This is a genomic window from Alcaligenes sp. GCM10023179 (assembly GCF_042653705.1).
GTDB classification, from domain to species: domain Bacteria; phylum Pseudomonadota; class Gammaproteobacteria; order Burkholderiales; family Burkholderiaceae_B; genus Alcaligenes; species Alcaligenes phenolicus.
Map to the genome: position 1 here is coordinate 1,102,193 of NZ_JBHSIQ010000001.1, position 14,735 is coordinate 1,116,927.

13 protein-coding genes are annotated in these 14,735 nt (G+C 57.7%); 10 read left to right on the top strand and 3 right to left on the bottom strand.

All coding sequences use genetic code 11. The features are described from left to right. The first annotated feature begins 33 nt into the window (after nucleotides 1–33). The 10 genes from ACFPDR_RS04880 to ACFPDR_RS04925 all read left to right on the top strand — a co-directional run bounded on the left by ACFPDR_RS04880 (nucleotide 34) and on the right by ACFPDR_RS04925 (nucleotide 11,763). Entirely contained in the window at nucleotides 34–1,368 is a 1,335-nt protein-coding gene (locus tag ACFPDR_RS04880) for a type II and III secretion system protein family protein (RefSeq protein WP_203145588.1), read from the top strand. A 17-nt stretch (nucleotides 1,369–1,385) separates the two neighbouring features. Further along, entirely contained in the window at nucleotides 1,386–2,663 is a 1,278-nt protein-coding gene (locus ACFPDR_RS04885) for an AAA family ATPase (RefSeq protein ID WP_238441763.1), read from the top strand. A 27-nt stretch (nucleotides 2,664–2,690) separates the two neighbouring features. Next, the gene (locus tag ACFPDR_RS04890; protein ID WP_051316243.1) at nucleotides 2,691–4,025 is read left to right on the top strand and encodes a CpaF family protein; all 1,335 of its coding nucleotides are present in this window, start codon (nucleotides 2,691–2,693) and stop codon (nucleotides 4,023–4,025) included. Further along, nucleotides 4,026–4,949, top strand: coding sequence for a type II secretion system F family protein (locus ACFPDR_RS04895; RefSeq protein ID WP_060186403.1), 924 nt, complete (start codon nucleotides 4,026–4,028; stop codon nucleotides 4,947–4,949). It begins immediately after the preceding gene. Nucleotides 4,950–4,958: 9 nt separating this feature from the next. Further along, nucleotides 4,959–5,939 carry a type II secretion system F family protein gene (locus ACFPDR_RS04900; protein WP_226348973.1) on the top strand — a complete coding sequence of 327 codons (981 nt, stop codon included), beginning with the start codon at nucleotides 4,959–4,961 and terminating at the stop codon, nucleotides 5,937–5,939. 5 nt (nucleotides 5,940–5,944) lie between these two features. After that, on the top strand, nucleotides 5,945–6,943 hold the full coding sequence (locus ACFPDR_RS04905) for a tetratricopeptide repeat protein (RefSeq protein ID WP_302356966.1): 999 nt from the start codon (nucleotides 5,945–5,947) through the stop codon (nucleotides 6,941–6,943). A gap of 25 nt (nucleotides 6,944–6,968) precedes the next feature. Then, the gene (locus ACFPDR_RS04910) at nucleotides 6,969–7,457 is read left to right on the top strand and encodes a DUF3613 domain-containing protein (RefSeq protein ID WP_052159417.1); all 489 of its coding nucleotides are present in this window, start codon (nucleotides 6,969–6,971) and stop codon (nucleotides 7,455–7,457) included. Between the two features lie 34 nt (nucleotides 7,458–7,491). After that, on the top strand, nucleotides 7,492–9,564 hold the full coding sequence (locus ACFPDR_RS04915; protein WP_083053243.1) for a pilus assembly protein TadG-related protein: 2,073 nt from the start codon (nucleotides 7,492–7,494) through the stop codon (nucleotides 9,562–9,564). 20 nt (nucleotides 9,565–9,584) lie between these two features. Next, nucleotides 9,585–10,988, top strand: a complete 1,404-nt coding sequence (locus ACFPDR_RS04920; RefSeq protein ID WP_009456771.1) for a sigma 54-interacting transcriptional regulator — start codon at nucleotides 9,585–9,587, stop codon at nucleotides 10,986–10,988. 61 nt (nucleotides 10,989–11,049) lie between these two features. Beyond that, nucleotides 11,050–11,763: a DUF2968 domain-containing protein gene (locus ACFPDR_RS04925; protein ID WP_235332504.1), complete on the top strand. Its 714-nt coding sequence runs from the start codon at nucleotides 11,050–11,052 to the stop codon at nucleotides 11,761–11,763. 126 nt (nucleotides 11,764–11,889) lie between these two features. Here ACFPDR_RS04925 and ACFPDR_RS04930 read toward each other — a convergent pair whose 3' ends face one another. Genes ACFPDR_RS04930 through ACFPDR_RS04940 form a run of 3 tightly spaced genes read right to left on the bottom strand, consistent with a single transcriptional unit; the run spans nucleotide 11,890 to nucleotide 14,531 of the window. Further along, the gene (locus ACFPDR_RS04930; RefSeq protein WP_009456769.1) at nucleotides 11,890–13,062 is read right to left on the bottom strand and encodes a vWA domain-containing protein; all 1,173 of its coding nucleotides are present in this window, start codon (nucleotides 13,060–13,062) and stop codon (nucleotides 11,890–11,892) included. After that, entirely contained in the window at nucleotides 13,052–13,672 is a 621-nt protein-coding gene (locus tag ACFPDR_RS04935; protein WP_115633938.1) for a GNAT family N-acetyltransferase, read from the bottom strand. The genes ACFPDR_RS04930 and ACFPDR_RS04935 overlap by 11 nt, the downstream gene beginning before the upstream one ends. Before the next feature lies 1 nt (nucleotide 13,673). Continuing rightward, nucleotides 13,674–14,531: an AAA family ATPase gene (locus ACFPDR_RS04940; RefSeq protein ID WP_009456767.1), complete on the bottom strand. Its 858-nt coding sequence runs from the start codon at nucleotides 14,529–14,531 to the stop codon at nucleotides 13,674–13,676. Nucleotides 14,532–14,735 lie beyond the last annotated feature (204 nt).

Here is a 14,735-nt window from a genome sequence, read left to right on the forward strand (position 1 = left end):
GAGACGCGACGCAAGGCAGCATGGATTAAACACATGAGACAGAAAATCAAAAAAGCAGGTCTGGGTTTGGGGTGCTGGTATGCGCTCTGCTTGTCGGGTTTGGCACCGGTGCCGGTGATGGCGCAAACGGCCCAAACCAGCGCCAGTCAGAAGGTGATACGTCTGGTGGCCAACGATCAGGATATTTTGCGCTTGTCGCAAGTTCCGCAGCGTGTGGCGATCAGCGATGAAAGCGTGGCGGATGTGCAAATTCTGTCTGCATCGGCCGGGCAGCGCGGCGAGGTGCTCCTGATCGGCAAACGCGCGGGTACGGCTGATTTGCGTGTCTGGATGCCTGGTCGCACGAATCCGGATCGCTGGACGATTGAGGTGACCAGTCAAGTGCAACAGCAACTGGCACAGGCGGGTCGCCCCATGTCGGCGCAGGTGTCCAGCGCCGGGCAGCAGTCCTTGATTACGGGTAGCAGCCCCTCTTTGCTGGATCACCAGGATGCCATGGCCGCCGCACGCTCCGGCACTGGTCCGGATGCGCCGGTGCTGGACCTGTCCGAGGTCAGCACCAGTGGCATGGTGCAGGTGGAAGTCAAAGTGGTGGAAGTTTCCCGCGAAGTCATGAAAGACATTGGCCTGAGTGCCAATGCCATTGGCGGCAAGCCCTGGTCGGGCGGGGTGAACTTGTTGCCCAAGGCTTTAACGGGTGGATTGAGCCTGGGGTACAACTCGAGCAACTTCAGTGCGACCTTGAATCTGCTGGAGCAAAATGGCCTGGCCCGTGTGCTGGCCGAGCCGACTTTGGTGGCCATGTCAGGTCATAGCGCCAGCTTTTTGTCCGGTGGCGAAATTCCTATCCCCAGTTCGGGCGGTTTGGGAACAACGACGGTGGAGTACAAACCTTTCGGGATCGGTCTGACGGTAACGCCAACGGTGCTGTCTCCCGAACGTATTGCCCTGAAGGTTGCCCCTGAAGCCAGTGATCTGGATTACTCGAATGTGGTGCAAATGCCCGGTGGCGGGGTGATGCCTTCTTTGCGTACCCGTCGAGCCGATACAACTATTGAGCTGGGTGATGGCCAAAGCTACATCATCAGCGGGCTGGTGTCGCGCCAAACCGCCGCTGCCGTCAAAAAGATTCCCTTCCTGGGGGATTTGCCGATTCTGGGTAGTTTTTTCCGCAACGTGCAGTACAGCCAGAAAGAGCTGGAACTGGTCATTGTCGTCACTCCCCGTCTGATCAAACCTATCCAGAAAGGCGCCACGATTGCCTTGCCGGGTGGTCGTCAGGAAAAACTGGATGACGCACCCAATGCCTGGGGCTACTTCTTGCTGGGCCGCCATGGTTACGAGCAGATGCCAGGGTTTTCGCGCTAAGCGCGTGGAGTGGTGACGTGCAACGATATCGGGAATACCTCTTGTGTACAGAGCACCCCGAGCTGGCTGTGATGATCAACACGGCAGCTGCCGGGCTCCTGACGGTAAGGGCGATTGAGCCCACGACCGAGAGTTTGCGCCGGGAGCTGGCCAAGCAAGCGGAACCTTTGGTGTTTTTTGACTTTGTTCATGGACAGCATGGGGAAGAGAACGGACAGGTAGTAAGTTTGGTACGCAGTCTGGCGCGGCTCGATGCCAGTGTGCAGCGTGTGGCGGTAGGGCGGGCATCCGTGCCCCAAGGCCCCGTCAATGCCTTGCGGGCGGGTGCCAACGAGTTCCTGAACCTGGACACGAACGAAGATCTGCATCATCAGTTGCAGATATTGATTGAAAAGCTGGGTCAGACCCAGCACAGCCCTTTGCTGGACAAGCCTTTTCGCAGTGTGCTGTTGATGGGCGCGCGTATTGGTGTCGGTTGCAGTACCGCTGCCAGCAGTCTGGCCTGGCTCTTGCAACAAGAGATGAACCGCATGGGCAAGGAAGTACGAGGTTTGACGTCGGCCAAGCCCTTGCCGGTTGAACTGGTGCCGCTGTCCGAGCGAGTCGGTTTGCTGGATCTGGGAGCACCTACCGGGGACTGTGCCTTGTACATGGGCCTGGGTTCGGAATTTGACTTCATTCAGGCGGCATCACAGCGTCATCGAATGGACGACACCATGTTGCATTCGGCACTGGCACAACACAGCAGCGGCTTGAACCTGCTGTCTTTGCCCGCCGATGTGAATACCTTGAATCAAATCAGTCTGGAAGATTCGCTGGGTTTGTGCAGTTATTTGCGTGAACGCATGGGCTGCCTGGTGATTGATGCTGGCGGTTTTCCCAATCCGCGTTTTCTGGTGGAACTGGAATCGCTGGTGGACGAGGTGCTGGTGGTCACAGACCAAAGCATGGGGGCGCTGGTGTCTCTGGCCGAGTTCATGGCCTTGCGTGCGCAGTTCGATGCGCTGGCCAATGTGCGTCTGGTGGTGAATCAGTTTGATCCAGCTTACGGTTTTTCTGGGCAGGCCATTGCCGAGCGCTTTGATCTGGAGTTGGCCGCCGTGCTGCCGGATCGGCGTCTTGGGCATATGCGCAGCGCCGGTCTGGGCAAGATTCTGGTGCAAGTAGATGAGAAGGACCCCTATACCCGTGCCTTGCAAAGTTTGGCATCGGGTTTGACGGGGCGCAGGCAGGGGCTGTCACAAAACAAGGTCAGTACGGTTTTGGGACGGTTGAAATTCAGGTTCGGGGGCTGAACAGGCCCAAGCATGGAAAAGTAAGGCATGAACAATACTTCATTGCTCGGTGGGCGTCCCGACCTGATTCAGGTCCGGGAACAGGCCCATGAACATTTGCTGGCTCGCATCGAAGAGTTGGGAGCCGAGTTTGGTCGCTGGACACGGCAGGCCATACAGGATTTTGTTGGCATCGAATTGGCCAGCTTTGTTCGGTTGAAACGGGTGCCCGTCAACGAACAGGAAGTGCGCGAGATCGTGCAGGCGCTGACCCGCGAACTGGCGGGCCTGGGGCCTTTGGAAGACCTGCTGGAGGACCCGGCGGTTGAAGATATTCTGATCAACGGTTACGACAAGCTGTTTGTGTCGCGCGGTGGCGTGTTGGGCCAGGAACCCAGTGGGTTTACGGATGATCAGCATGTGCTGCGTATCGTGCGCCGTATTCTGGCTCCGTTGGGACGCAGACTGGACGAGTCGGTTCCGATGGTGGATGCCCGCTTGCCCGATGGTGGCCGCCTGAACGTGGTCATTCATCCCCTGGCGGTGGATGGCCCCATGGTTTCTATCCGTAAGTTCCGCAAGGACCCGCTAAAGCCTGAAGACTTGATGCGTTTGGGCGCGTTTGACGAGCCGGTGGACCGGCTGCTGCAAGCCGCAGTGAAATCGCGTTGCAATATTCTGATTTCTGGCGGGACCAGCTCCGGCAAGACGTCCTTGCTCAATGCCCTGGCTTTTTACATCCCCAAAACCGAGCGTGTCGTAACGGTGGAAGATACCGCCGAACTGGCCTTGAATCACCCGCATGTGGTGCGCCTCGAAGCACGTCAGGCCGGGTATGACGGCAGCGGCGAAATCTCGATTCGCGAACTCCTGCGCAACAGCTTGCGTATGCGTCCGGACCGGGTGGTCGTGGGGGAAGTGCGGGGTGCCGAGGTCATCGACATGCTGCAAGCCATGAATACTGGTCACGAAGGCTCCATGGCCACGATCCACGCCAACTCGCCGCGCGAATGTGTGTATCGCGTAGAAATGCTGGCCGGGTTTGCGGGCTTTCAGGGCAGCGAGGACAGCTTGCGCAGACAGATCGCCAGCGCGCTGGACTTCATTATTCAGATTGGCCGCCTGCCCAATGGCAAGCGCCGGGTGCTGTCCATTACGGAAATTACCGGCATGGGCGATGGTGTGATTGCCATGCAAGAGCTGTATCGCCACGAATCCTATGTGCTGGATGATGGCACCGAGCAGGATCGCTGGGTCAGCCTGGGCATTCATCCTCATACCCGCAAGCTGATGCAGTACCGCGATCAACTGGCTAATGAGCAGGTTCAGGCTCAGGACAACACGCCTAAAGAAGGCGGTGGTTTCTGGGATTGGAGACGCTAAATGATGGCTTTGTATATCGCTTTGGCGGCTGTGATTCTGATGCTGGGCGCGGTGCTGCTCTGGGCCAAGGGTGCTCAGCGTCAGCAGGCCCAGCGTTCGGCACAGGTGCTCGAGCAGCAGCTGGCTTTGCGCCCGGCGGTGCAAAGTAGCGTACGAGCCCAGCCTAGTACGCAGGATGCCTGGTTGGGAGCACCCAAAGGCTGGCGGGAGTTCATGCTGCGCACCGGCATTCAGCCTTCACGCCGTTTTTATCTGATTCTTCTGTTGGGCACGCTGGTGCCGCCTGCTTTGTTGCTGGCTTTTGTCGGGCCGGTTGCAGGTGGGGCCATGCTGCTTGCCACCGTACTGGGCGCCTATACCTTTTTGTGGTTTCGCAGCGATAAGCGACACCGCAAAATCGTCTCTCAAATTCCGGACTTTCTGGATCTGATGGTGCGCTTGATCACCATTGGCAACAGCATGGGAGCGGCCTTTTTGAATGCGGCTGACAACACGCCACAACCCCTGGGCCAGGTATTGCAGGATGCAAATTCCCTGCACCGTTCCGGGCAGGATCTGGACGTAGCCTTGCGTGCTGTTTCGCGTCAGCACGGCTTGCACGAGCTCTTTCTGGTTGCCGCTGTAATCAGTGTGGCAATGCGTTTTGGCGGTCGCAGTGATCAGACCATGGAACGTATGGCCGGCTTCATGCGAGACCGGGAAAACGCCCGCAGCGAGTTGGTGGCCTTGTCTGCCGAGGTGCGCCTGTCCGCCTGGATTCTGGCGTTATTGCCGATCCTGATCGGTGTCTACATTCTGATTTTCAATAACGAGCTGTTCCTGACGATGTGGAACGACCCGGTGGGGTTTCGCATGCTGCTGTTCGCAGCAGTCTTGCAGTGTGTGGGCTGTTATTGGCTGTATTGGATGGCACGCAATGTCTAGGAGCAAGACATGATGGCCTTGGAAGCACAAACCGTTCTGGTCTGGGGAGCTGTGGCTTGCGCTCTGGCTGGCCTGATTCTGTTTGCCTTGTGGTTTCACAACCATTGGCAGCAGCGTCAGCAAGCCATGCGTTTGAGCCAGGCGGTGGATGAACGCCTGAAAGGCGCGCCGAACATGACGCAGGCGCCCAGCCAATCTCGCCAGACGGTGGAACAGATCAAGATGCAGGCAGGCAGTCTGGGCGAGCGCTGGCTGAAAGGGCGCTTCGGGTCCAGCCTGCTTAGCGAGGAAGATCGCGTACTCATCATGAATGCAGGCTTCAAGCACATTGATGTGGCGCGGCAGTATTTCGTCCTGAGTCGAGTCGGCCTGAGCATCGTTCTGATTGTCCTGTTCAGCTTGCTGCCCATGACTCGCAGGCTGAATGAGTATGTGCCGTTTGTGTCTGTGTTCATTGGCTTTGCCCTGGGCTGGATGCTGCCCAAATGGTGGCTGGCGCGCCGGGTCTCGCAACGTCGTCTGCGTATCGCTGCGGAGTTGCCCCTGTTTGTGGATTTGCTGCGTTTGCTGCAAGGCGTGGGCCTGTCCATGGACCAGACCTTGCACACTATCGAGCGCGAGTTCCATGACGTGATTCCCGTCATGGGCTCAGAGCTGACCATTGCGGTCGAGCAATATGCCCGTGGTCGTACTCGTGAACAGTCGTTGGAGCGGATTGCCAGCGGCTTTACCAACGAGGATCTGGCCGTGATCTGTCGCCTGATTGTGCAGGTGGACCAGCACGGTGGTGCGATGCAGGAACCCCTGCACCGCTTCGGTGTGCGCTTGCGCGAGCAGCGTCGCCTGGAGCTGAAAGCCAAGGTGGGCAAACTGACTGTAAAGATGACGGGCGTCATGGTGCTGACTTTGCTGCCTGCCTTGTTGATTATTACTGCGGGGTCAGGTTTTCTGGCCTTGTTCCGTGGCTTGAGCCAAGTGGCCGGAGGGTGACTTTGATGAAAATGTCGATATGGACTCGTCCCTTGATGCGCTGGGCTGCGCTGGGTTTGGGGAGTACTTTGCTGGTGGCGTGTTCCACCACGGACTCCGCCTATGAGCTGGTGCGTCAGCAACAGGAACAGGAAGCCTTCTTGCAGAGCAAGGAAATTGAGCATTGGGAAAAGCGCAGACCGACAGACAAGCAGATGGCGGTACGCATGCTGGAAGAGACGCAAAAACAGGGCCGCTACTTTGCGTCCCTGGCCTATGCCGAAGCCATGGAAAAGGAATATGGCGCAGACCCGGAGGTCATGGTGTTGCGGGCTGAAGCACAGCGTCAAACCGGACAGCTGGAGCAGGCAGCGCACACCTTCAAGGCCCTGTTGAATACGCCGGTGGCCGGACGGGCTTATCAAGGTTTGGGTTTGATTGCTGGCTCGCAAGAACACTTTGATCAGGCTGCTCATTTCCTCAAGCAAGCGGCTGGGCAAGACCCCACGAATGCGATTGTGCAAAGCGATCTGGCTTATGCCTACTTGCGTTCCGGTCGCCCTCAGGAAGCACGTCTGGCCCTGGGCAAGGCGGCCGAACTGGCCCCGGATAACCCCAAGATACTGAGCAATATGGCCTTGTATTTGCTGGTCAGCCAGGAAACGCAACGGGCTGGCTTTGTGATGCAGCAAGCAGGTATGGACGCCGCAACCCAGCAAGCCATTGTGCAGATGGCCGAACAGATTGGACAGGATCTGGAGCAATTGCACGCCCGTCAGCAAATGCAGAAACAACACGAGCTGCGCATGGCAGCGGCTGCAAAGGATGAGCAGGCCAGAGCCCAGGCGGTGGCATTGAGTCCGGCTACTCCGACGGCGATGGGCCAGGTGGTCTTGAACCGATCCGCCCAGGCACCAAACCCGGCCGTGACTCGTCCTGCTGCGGTTGTGGTTTCTTCTACGCAAGCGGGCTTGAACCGTCCCTTGCTGGAAAGCCTGGGCCCTGTGTCTTCGTCAATGAATTGATTGCCGTTTTTTCAAGGATATCGCAATGAACCGATCCCGCATTTTGGCCTGCTGCACCTTGTTGATGGCCAGTAGTGCCTGGGCGCAGACACAAGCTCCGCTGACTGGAACCATGGTTTCAGGCACCAGCACCTACCCGGTCAGCACCAGCCCGGCAGCGGCCAGCAATCAGGGTGTGCACACACCGGCCGCTCCGGCGGCAGAAACAGCGCCTGCTGAGCGTCAGCCTTACGAGAAGTACCGCTTGAGTGATGAGGAAGTACACCCTTGGCCTGAAGTGGAGGGCCTGCCTGTGCATGTACAGAACGAGCGCCGCCATATTCCGCCGCGCATCGAGGTGGGGCCTGATACCCGCAGCCTGCTCAGCATGCAGGCCGACCCGGACCGAGAAGGCAAGGTCTTGCCGGTGCATGGTGCGGCAGCCAATCTGGCCTGGGAGCGCTATTTGGAGAGCTTCAAGCATCCCATTCCTGAGTACATGAAAGAGCGCATCAAAACAAACGGCAGTGATTAAAGCCCACAGGGCTGGAGTGGGTCAGGAGAGCGAGATGAAATGGGGAAGAACTCGAACCCAGAGCGAGCAGGCACATAAGCAGCAAGGTTCCATTATTGTGCCTGCAGCCGCCGCGTTACTGGTGGGGCTGGTGTTGCTGGGGGCGGCGCACCTGGGGCATAACTTCCATGTGAAGCGGGGGCTGCAAAACGCGGCTGACCTGGCTGCACTGGCGGGGGCGCAGGCCTTGGGTTCCGGGGATGCGCTGGGCTGCCAGCAAGGTGAAAGCATGGCCAGGTTCAGCCTGAATAGCCAGCCCGATTCGCCTGCTGCGGGTTTGACGGGCGATGGTGCCAAAGTCTTTTGCGGTAAATGGAATAGCAGCCACAGTGATCCGGCCCAGCGTTTTGTTTCTTCCTTGCCCGCTGATTCCGTGCGCGTGCATTTGAGCTATCAGCCGCCTTCCCTGTTCCCTTTCTTTACTTCCTCGGTGATTGAGGCGGTTGCCACCGCCAAGAACAGTGAGCCGGTTGCGACCTTCTCCGTGGGCAGTCGCCTTTTGTCCTTGAAGCGCAATGGTCTGGTCTATAACCTGCTGCGCGGCGTGGGCCTGCGCCCGGACCAGTTGACGGTGCTGGACTCGGCCGGTTTGGTCAATGCCAAGATTACGCCTTCCGGTTTGTTGAAAGCCTTGGGATTGCCCGCCACGGTTATCGCAGGAGTGGGTACACCTGAAGAATTGGCCCGGCTGGAGCAGCTGACTTTGGCCGATTTGCTAAGTGCCAGTCTGGCCTTGCTGGACCAGCAAAAAACACTGGGTCTGGACGTTGGGGCCTTGCAGGAATACATCCGCTTGTTGCTGGGCGTCGGGCCTCTGGATTTGCCCGTCAAACTGCTGGGTGAGGGCGGTATTCTGGCCTTGATCGATGGTGTGGATCCCTTGTCGGCCTTGAATGTGAACCTGGACGTGCTGCAACTGGTCAACACGGGACTGGTGGTGGCCAATGGCAAGAATCTGATTGATTTGAACCTGACTGCGCTGCCTTCCGGTTTGACCAATATGTTCAATAACGCCCTGGATTTGCGAGTGCGGGTTGTGGAGCCGCCCAGCATCGCCATGGGCGGGATAGGCACTAAAGCGAACTCGGCAGGTGTGCGAGTCTATCTGAATCTGGATACTTCCAAGATTCCATTGGCCGGCCCGATCCTGAAGGTGCTGGGAACCGAAGTCAGCTTGCCGGTCATTATCGAGTTGTCCCAAGCCACTGGGGAGCTCGTCAATATCTGCCGTGCCCCGATTGCCGAGAATCAGGCCACGATTGCGGTCAAATCCTCCTTGGTGAATGTGTGTCTGGGCAAGTTCCCGCATTCGGATTTCTTCTCGACCAGCAATAGCTGCAAGGACGAATCCTTCGGGCAGATTCAGCGCCATCGTGTCATCAATGTGCTGGGTATCTTGCCTTTGACTGCCAAAGTCACCTTGCCCCTGATTGATACCAAAAACCCGGTTCATGTGACGCTGACCGCGCCTCCGGGCGAGCCTTCGGAAGCAACCGTGAACGCAACTCAGCTGGACTTGTCCCGCAGTGTGCGCCTGCTCTCCGATGCGGTTCTGTCGGGCATTCTGGGCGACTTGCTGAACACGCCCTGGAGTGGCGCTTCCGGTAAACGTCAGATGGCAGAAAGTCTGGTCGGTGATGGGGCGGGCCGCTCAATTTCTGCCGTTGTGAACGAGATGAACTGGTCCAAGGAACGCATGGAGCAACTGTCCCGCACCATGAGCCAGAACGGTTTGATTGGTGTGTTGGGCGGAACTCTGGGCTTTGTCGATAATTTGCTGACAACCCTGCTGGGTGCTCCCTTGAGCGATCTGGCTTGTGTGATTGGCGGTATAGGTGGCCAGAAAGCCATGCGCGAATGCCGGACAGGCGCGGTAGAGGTGCTGGTCTTTAAAGACTCCAACCTGGTGGGTGCCGTTCTAAGTTTGGTTGTCGCTTTGTTAGACCCTGTATTGCAAGGTTTGAGCGCGCTGCTGGAAGAACTGCTGAAGCTGCTGGGCCTGAGCCTGGTCGAGGCGGATGTGAAACTTCATGATGTGCAGTGCGGTACTGCCTATCTGGTGCAATAGGGCGGGAGGCGAATACAGCAATGAGCGTCAGCTTTATGGGTAATGAACCCGTTTTATACGTCTGGGAGGGTAGTTCCGATCTGGTGACGCGTGCCGAGCGCGCCATGGAACCCAGTTCGGTAGCGGTCATGCGCGTAGAGCCTTCCCTGGTGCTGGACGCCGAGCGTCATCCCACGCGCCATGCGGTTGCATTGGTGTCCGTCAGTGTGATGGCCCAGGGACGTTTTGAACAGCACCAGTGGCTGGTCGAGCACGCCATTCCAGTGATCTGGGTGGCCTCGGAGGACCGAGGCTACGACCCGCGTTTTTACCCCTCGGCCTACTCCTATACCTTGCCGCTGTCTTTCAGTCAGGCCGAGCTGCGTACCCTGGTGGCCAAGCTGGCCGGGCTGACCGCACAGGTCGAGCGCGAAGGGCAAGGTGGTCCTCAACCATTAGTAGCCGTATCGCCTGTGATGCGGGCCTTGATTGCTGAAGCGGATATGTACGCCGATAGCGGGGCCAGTGTTTTGATTCATGGTGAAACAGGTGTGGGCAAAGAACGCATCGCTCAATTGCTGCACGAGCGTTCTTCACGAGCGCAAGGGCCCTTTGTTCCGGTGAATTGCGGGGCGGTGCCTGAGGGACTGTTTGAAGCCCACTTCTTCGGCCACGCGAAAGGGGCTTTTACTGGTGCTATTGGTGCTCATAAAGGTTATTTCGAGCAGGCGGATCAAGGCACCTTGTTTCTGGATGAGATCGGGGACTTGCCCTTGCACCAGCAGGTCAAGCTGCTGCGGGTGCTGGAGCAGCGTTCGGTAACGCGCCTGGGATCGACACAACAGATCCCAGTAGATTTTCGTATGGTGGCTGCCACCAACAAAAACCTGTTGGGGCTGGTGCAACAAGGCCAGTTCCGTGCAGACCTGTATTACCGCCTGGCCGTGGTGGAGCTGCTGATTCCGAATCTGGAGCAGCGTGGCTCCCAGGAAAAAATCGCCATTTTCTGCGCCTTGCTGGAACAGGCCCTGGAGTGTGACGTCGAGGACATCCCTCAATGGGTTCTGGATGCGGTGGGCAGCATGCGCTTTAACGGCAATGTGCGCGAGCTGGCTAATCTGGTGGAGCGCGTTGCTGTCATGAGCAAGCAGTTTGGGGCCTGGGAGTCGGTGCAGTTGCGGCAAGTGCTGGAGCGTTTCAACGCCCCCGTTATGGCCCCGGCTCTGGCTTTGCCTGAAGGTGCGCCCATTCTGGAGCGGCCCGAGCCCGTCATCAGCCTGAGCGCACAGGAGCAGGAAGAGCGTGCACGTATTATTTCGGTTCTGGATACCCAGAACTGGCGACGGCAGGATACCGCTGCCGTATTAGGGATTTCTCGTAAAGTTTTGTGGGAAAAGATGCGCAAATTCAACATAAAGGCACAAGATGCGACAAGCCGCGTTTAGAATACGGGCTGATTCTGTGTATCAAGCTAAACACAAAAAAATTGTTTATCAAGGGATGGGTATGGTGAACCTTAGTCAGAAGACGGCGGTGTTGCTGTCCTTGGGGGGACTTCTTTTCTTGTCAGCGTGCAGCTCGGTGTCTTTGGTGCAGGAGCCAGAGCGGCCCGTGGTCGCGCAAACCCAGGAACAAGAGGTTGAAGAGGTAGCCCCGGTTGCGGCTCCAGCCGCTGCTCCAGCGCCCGCAGCGGCCCCGGCTTATCAAAACACCACTGTGGCTCAGTTGCAGCAGTTGATTCAGGCCCGTGCCGTGCAAGAGCTGCGTACCGCCTATAACGGTCGCTTCGGTGCCAGTCTGTTGTTCTCTGCCGAAAGCATGACCTACTACGTGGCCCTGTTCCAGCAGCGTGAGTTCTGGCGCGTCTTCAAGACCACCGACGAATCCCTGGCCGAGCGCATGTACACCCAGTACCGTCAGGACACGGTGGATTATGCCGCCGCCGATCTGGAGCGCATCAAGCTGCAGGCTGAAGTTGCCAAGGCTGAAAAGCAATTGAATGAAAGCGCCGATCAACTGACCGTGCTGCAGAACGACTTGGCGTTGCAGCGTCAGCAAGAGGCCTTGGCCATTGCTCAGCGCGAGGAGTCCCGTCGCGAAGCCCAGGCGCTGGCCGAACAAGAGCGTGAAGCCCGAGAGCAGTTGCGTGAATTGCAGAGTCAGATCAAGGATCTGGAGCGACAGCGTGCCGGGATGTTGCAGCGTCAACGAGGTCGCTGATCGCTGCAATAGCAAAGCCTGATTGAAAGCCCGCACAGTCGCAAGACTCTGCGGGTTTTTTAATCGTAAATAAAAAAAGACCCGAAATTCGGGTCTTTTAACTTGCTGCTTGATAAAGGTCTGATGCTACCGCGACAAGTACCGCATTGCCTCTTCCAGCCCTGCGCTGGTGACGGGGTACATATGGTCGGACATCAGATTCTGAATGATGGCAATGGACTGGCGGTACGGCCAGTAAGCCTGCGGCTCGGGGTTGAGCCAGGCAATACGTGGCCAGTGGTCGTTCAGTCTTTGCAGCCAGGCTGCGCCGGTTTCCTTGTTGTAGTGCTCGACAGAACCACCTGGGGCCATGATCTCGTAAGGACTCATGGTGGCATCGCCCACGATAATGACGCGCCAGTCCTCGTTGTACTTGCGCAGCAAATCCCAGGTTTCCAGTCGTTCGCTTTGGCGGCGTGAATTGTTCCGCCATACCGATTCATACACGCAGTTATGGAAGTAGTAGGCCTCCAGGTGTTTGAATTCGGAACGCGCAGCCGAGAACAGGGATTCAACCTGGGCGATGTGGTCATCCATGCTGCCGCCTATATCCAGCAGCATCAGCACATTGACGCGGTTTTGTCGCTCGGCCTGCATTTGCAAATCCAGCATGCCCGCATTGCGAGCCGTCTCGCGTATGGTGCTGTCCAGATCCAGCTCGGTAGGGGCACCTTGGCGTGCAAAGCGTCGCAGGCGACGTAGCGCCATCTTGAAGTTGCGTGTGCCCAGCTCTTGCTGGTCGTCGTAGTCCACGAACTCGCGCTTTTCCCAGACCTTGATAGCAGTACGGTTCCCTGCCGAAGGGCCACCAATGCGGATACCTTCGGGATGATAGCCACCATGTCCAAACGGCGAGGAGCCGCCGGTTCCAATCCACTTGTTGCCGCCTGCATGACGCCCTTGCTGCTCTTTCAGACGTTCCTTGAACATCTCCAGCAGCTTTTCCAAGCCATGCTTTTCCAGTGCGGCTTTCTGTTCCGGAGTCAGGTTGCGCGTCAGGGTTTTGCGCAGCCAGTCCTCGGGCAGGGTTTTATCTTTGGCCAGCGCTTCCAGCTGCGGCTGATAGAACTCCCCAAAGGCCAGATCAAAGCGGTCGTAAAGCGTTTCGTCTTTGATAAGAACCAGTCTGGATAGATGATAAAAATCGTCCAGCGTGGGCGGCATGATGCCTTTGCACAAGGCGTCCAGCAGCGTCAGGTGTTCCTGAATGGACACTGGCAGGCCACGTTCACGCAGGTGGTAGAAGAAATCAAGCAACATGGCTGTGCTGCCTTAGTTTGTCCAGCAAGTGGGCGCGGGTATCGGGCCACTCGCCTGCCATCAAGCTGTAGAACATGGTGTCGCGTATCGTGCCATCGCGGCGGATGGCATGGTGGCGGACACGACCATCGAAACGCGCTCCCAGCCGGGTGATGGCTTGCTGGGATTTGAAATTCAGGTGGTCGGTACGCCAGCCCACGACTCCGGCTCCCAAGGTCTCGAACGCATGTTGCAGCAGGAGCAGTTTGGCCGCGGTATTGACGTGGCTGCGCTGGGCGCTGCGGGCGTACCAGGTATAGCCGATTTCCAGGCGGGCCACTGGCGCAATAATGTCGTGATAGCGCGTAGTGCCGACAGCCCGGTCTGTTCTCAGGTCACGCACCAGAAAGGGCAGCATATGGCCTTGCTCCAGGCCGTCCAGCGCCTTTTTTACATAGTCCTGGGCCTGGCCGGGGGCGGGCACGCTGGTTACACGTACATTCCAAAGTTCGCCATCGGCAGCGGCGGCTTCCAGCAATTCCACATGCGCCAGTTGCAAAGGCTCCAGACGGACTCCCCATCCTTCCAGCGTCACGGGAGCCAATGGCTGGGAAAAAGCGCTTGTTTGCATATCAGCTCCGGCGCTGGCTGCGTTGGCTCATGGCGGCCAGACGCTGCATCAAGGACAAGTCCTGTTCGTTTTTCAGCAAGGCACCGGCCATAGGGGGCAAGCCTTCATCCAGCTCGTGCAGGGCATCGGCAGGAATATCGTTGGCCAGCAGCAGACGCAGCCAGTCCAGGAATTCCGAGGTAGACGGCTTTTTCTTCAGACCGGGGACATCTCGCAGAGCAAAGAAGGTATCCAGGGCGCTGGACAGAATGTCGCTGCGCAGATTGGGGTAATGCACCGCCACAATCTGTTCCATGGTTTCGCGCTCGGGGAAGCGAATGTAATGGAAGAAACAGCGGCGCAGGAAGGCGTCGGGCAGGTCTTTTTCATTATTGGAAGTAATGATGATCAAGGGACGATGGCGCGCCTTGACGGTCTGGCGAGTCTCATAGACATGAAACTCCATGCGGTCCAGTTCCTGCAGCAAATCGTTGGGGAACTCGATGTCGGCCTTGTCGATCTCGTCGATCAGAACAACCGTGGGTTCCTCGGACTCAAACGCTTGCCACAATGTGCCTTGCACAATGTAGTTGCCAATGTCGCGAACTTTTTCATCTCCCAGTTGGGAGTCACGCAGACGCGACACCGCATCGTATTCATACAGGCCCTGGTGGGCCTTGGTGGTGGACTTGATGTGCCATTGCAGCAGGGGGCGTCCCAGGGCACGGGCCACTTCCAGGGCCAGCAGTGTTTTGCCGGTACCGGGTTCACCTTTGATCAACAAAGGGCGTTGTAGCGTCAAAGCGGCGTTGACGGCCAGCTTCAAATCATCGGTGGCAACGTACTGATCGGTGCCTTCAAAACGGGTCGTAGTAGTCATAAATCGGCTCAAACTTGTACTTAAAATGTTGATCTGTCAAGAATAGAAACTCGGGTATAAATACTAGTATCAGTCATCCTTGGCAATTATCATACAATCGACTCAGTACTCGTCGGTCAGCATCACAGAGCCAGGTGTCGCGTTGATTCCTTTTTTGCTGCAATAGACGCAGAGCCTGACCCGGACCGTTTTCAACTCCACGAC

Bases quoted from the DNA above. Each gene is read 5' to 3' on its own strand.
- ACFPDR_RS04880 (WP_203145588.1), top strand. From the start codon at position 34: ATGAGACAGAAAATCAAAAAAGCAGGTCTGGGTTTGGGGTGCTGGTAT.
- ACFPDR_RS04890 (WP_051316243.1), top strand. From the start codon at position 2,691: ATGAACAATACTTCATTGCTCGGTGGGCGTCCCGACCTGATTCAGGTC.
- ACFPDR_RS04895 (WP_060186403.1), top strand. From the start codon at position 4,026: ATGATGGCTTTGTATATCGCTTTGGCGGCTGTGATTCTGATGCTGGGC.
- ACFPDR_RS04900 (WP_226348973.1), top strand. From the start codon at position 4,959: ATGATGGCCTTGGAAGCACAAACCGTTCTGGTCTGGGGAGCTGTGGCT.
- ACFPDR_RS04905 (WP_302356966.1), top strand. From the start codon at position 5,945: ATGAAAATGTCGATATGGACTCGTCCCTTGATGCGCTGGGCTGCGCTG.
- ACFPDR_RS04910 (WP_052159417.1), top strand. From the start codon at position 6,969: ATGAACCGATCCCGCATTTTGGCCTGCTGCACCTTGTTGATGGCCAGT.
- ACFPDR_RS04915 (WP_083053243.1), top strand. From the start codon at position 7,492: ATGAAATGGGGAAGAACTCGAACCCAGAGCGAGCAGGCACATAAGCAG.
- ACFPDR_RS04920 (WP_009456771.1), top strand. From the start codon at position 9,585: ATGAGCGTCAGCTTTATGGGTAATGAACCCGTTTTATACGTCTGGGAG.
- ACFPDR_RS04925 (WP_235332504.1), top strand. From the start codon at position 11,050: ATGGTGAACCTTAGTCAGAAGACGGCGGTGTTGCTGTCCTTGGGGGGA.
- ACFPDR_RS04930 (WP_009456769.1), bottom strand. From the start codon at position 13,062: ATGTTGCTTGATTTCTTCTACCACCTGCGTGAACGTGGCCTGCCAGTG.
- ACFPDR_RS04935 (WP_115633938.1), bottom strand. From the start codon at position 13,672: ATGCAAACAAGCGCTTTTTCCCAGCCATTGGCTCCCGTGACGCTGGAA.
- ACFPDR_RS04940 (WP_009456767.1), bottom strand. From the start codon at position 14,531: ATGACTACTACGACCCGTTTTGAAGGCACCGATCAGTACGTTGCCACC.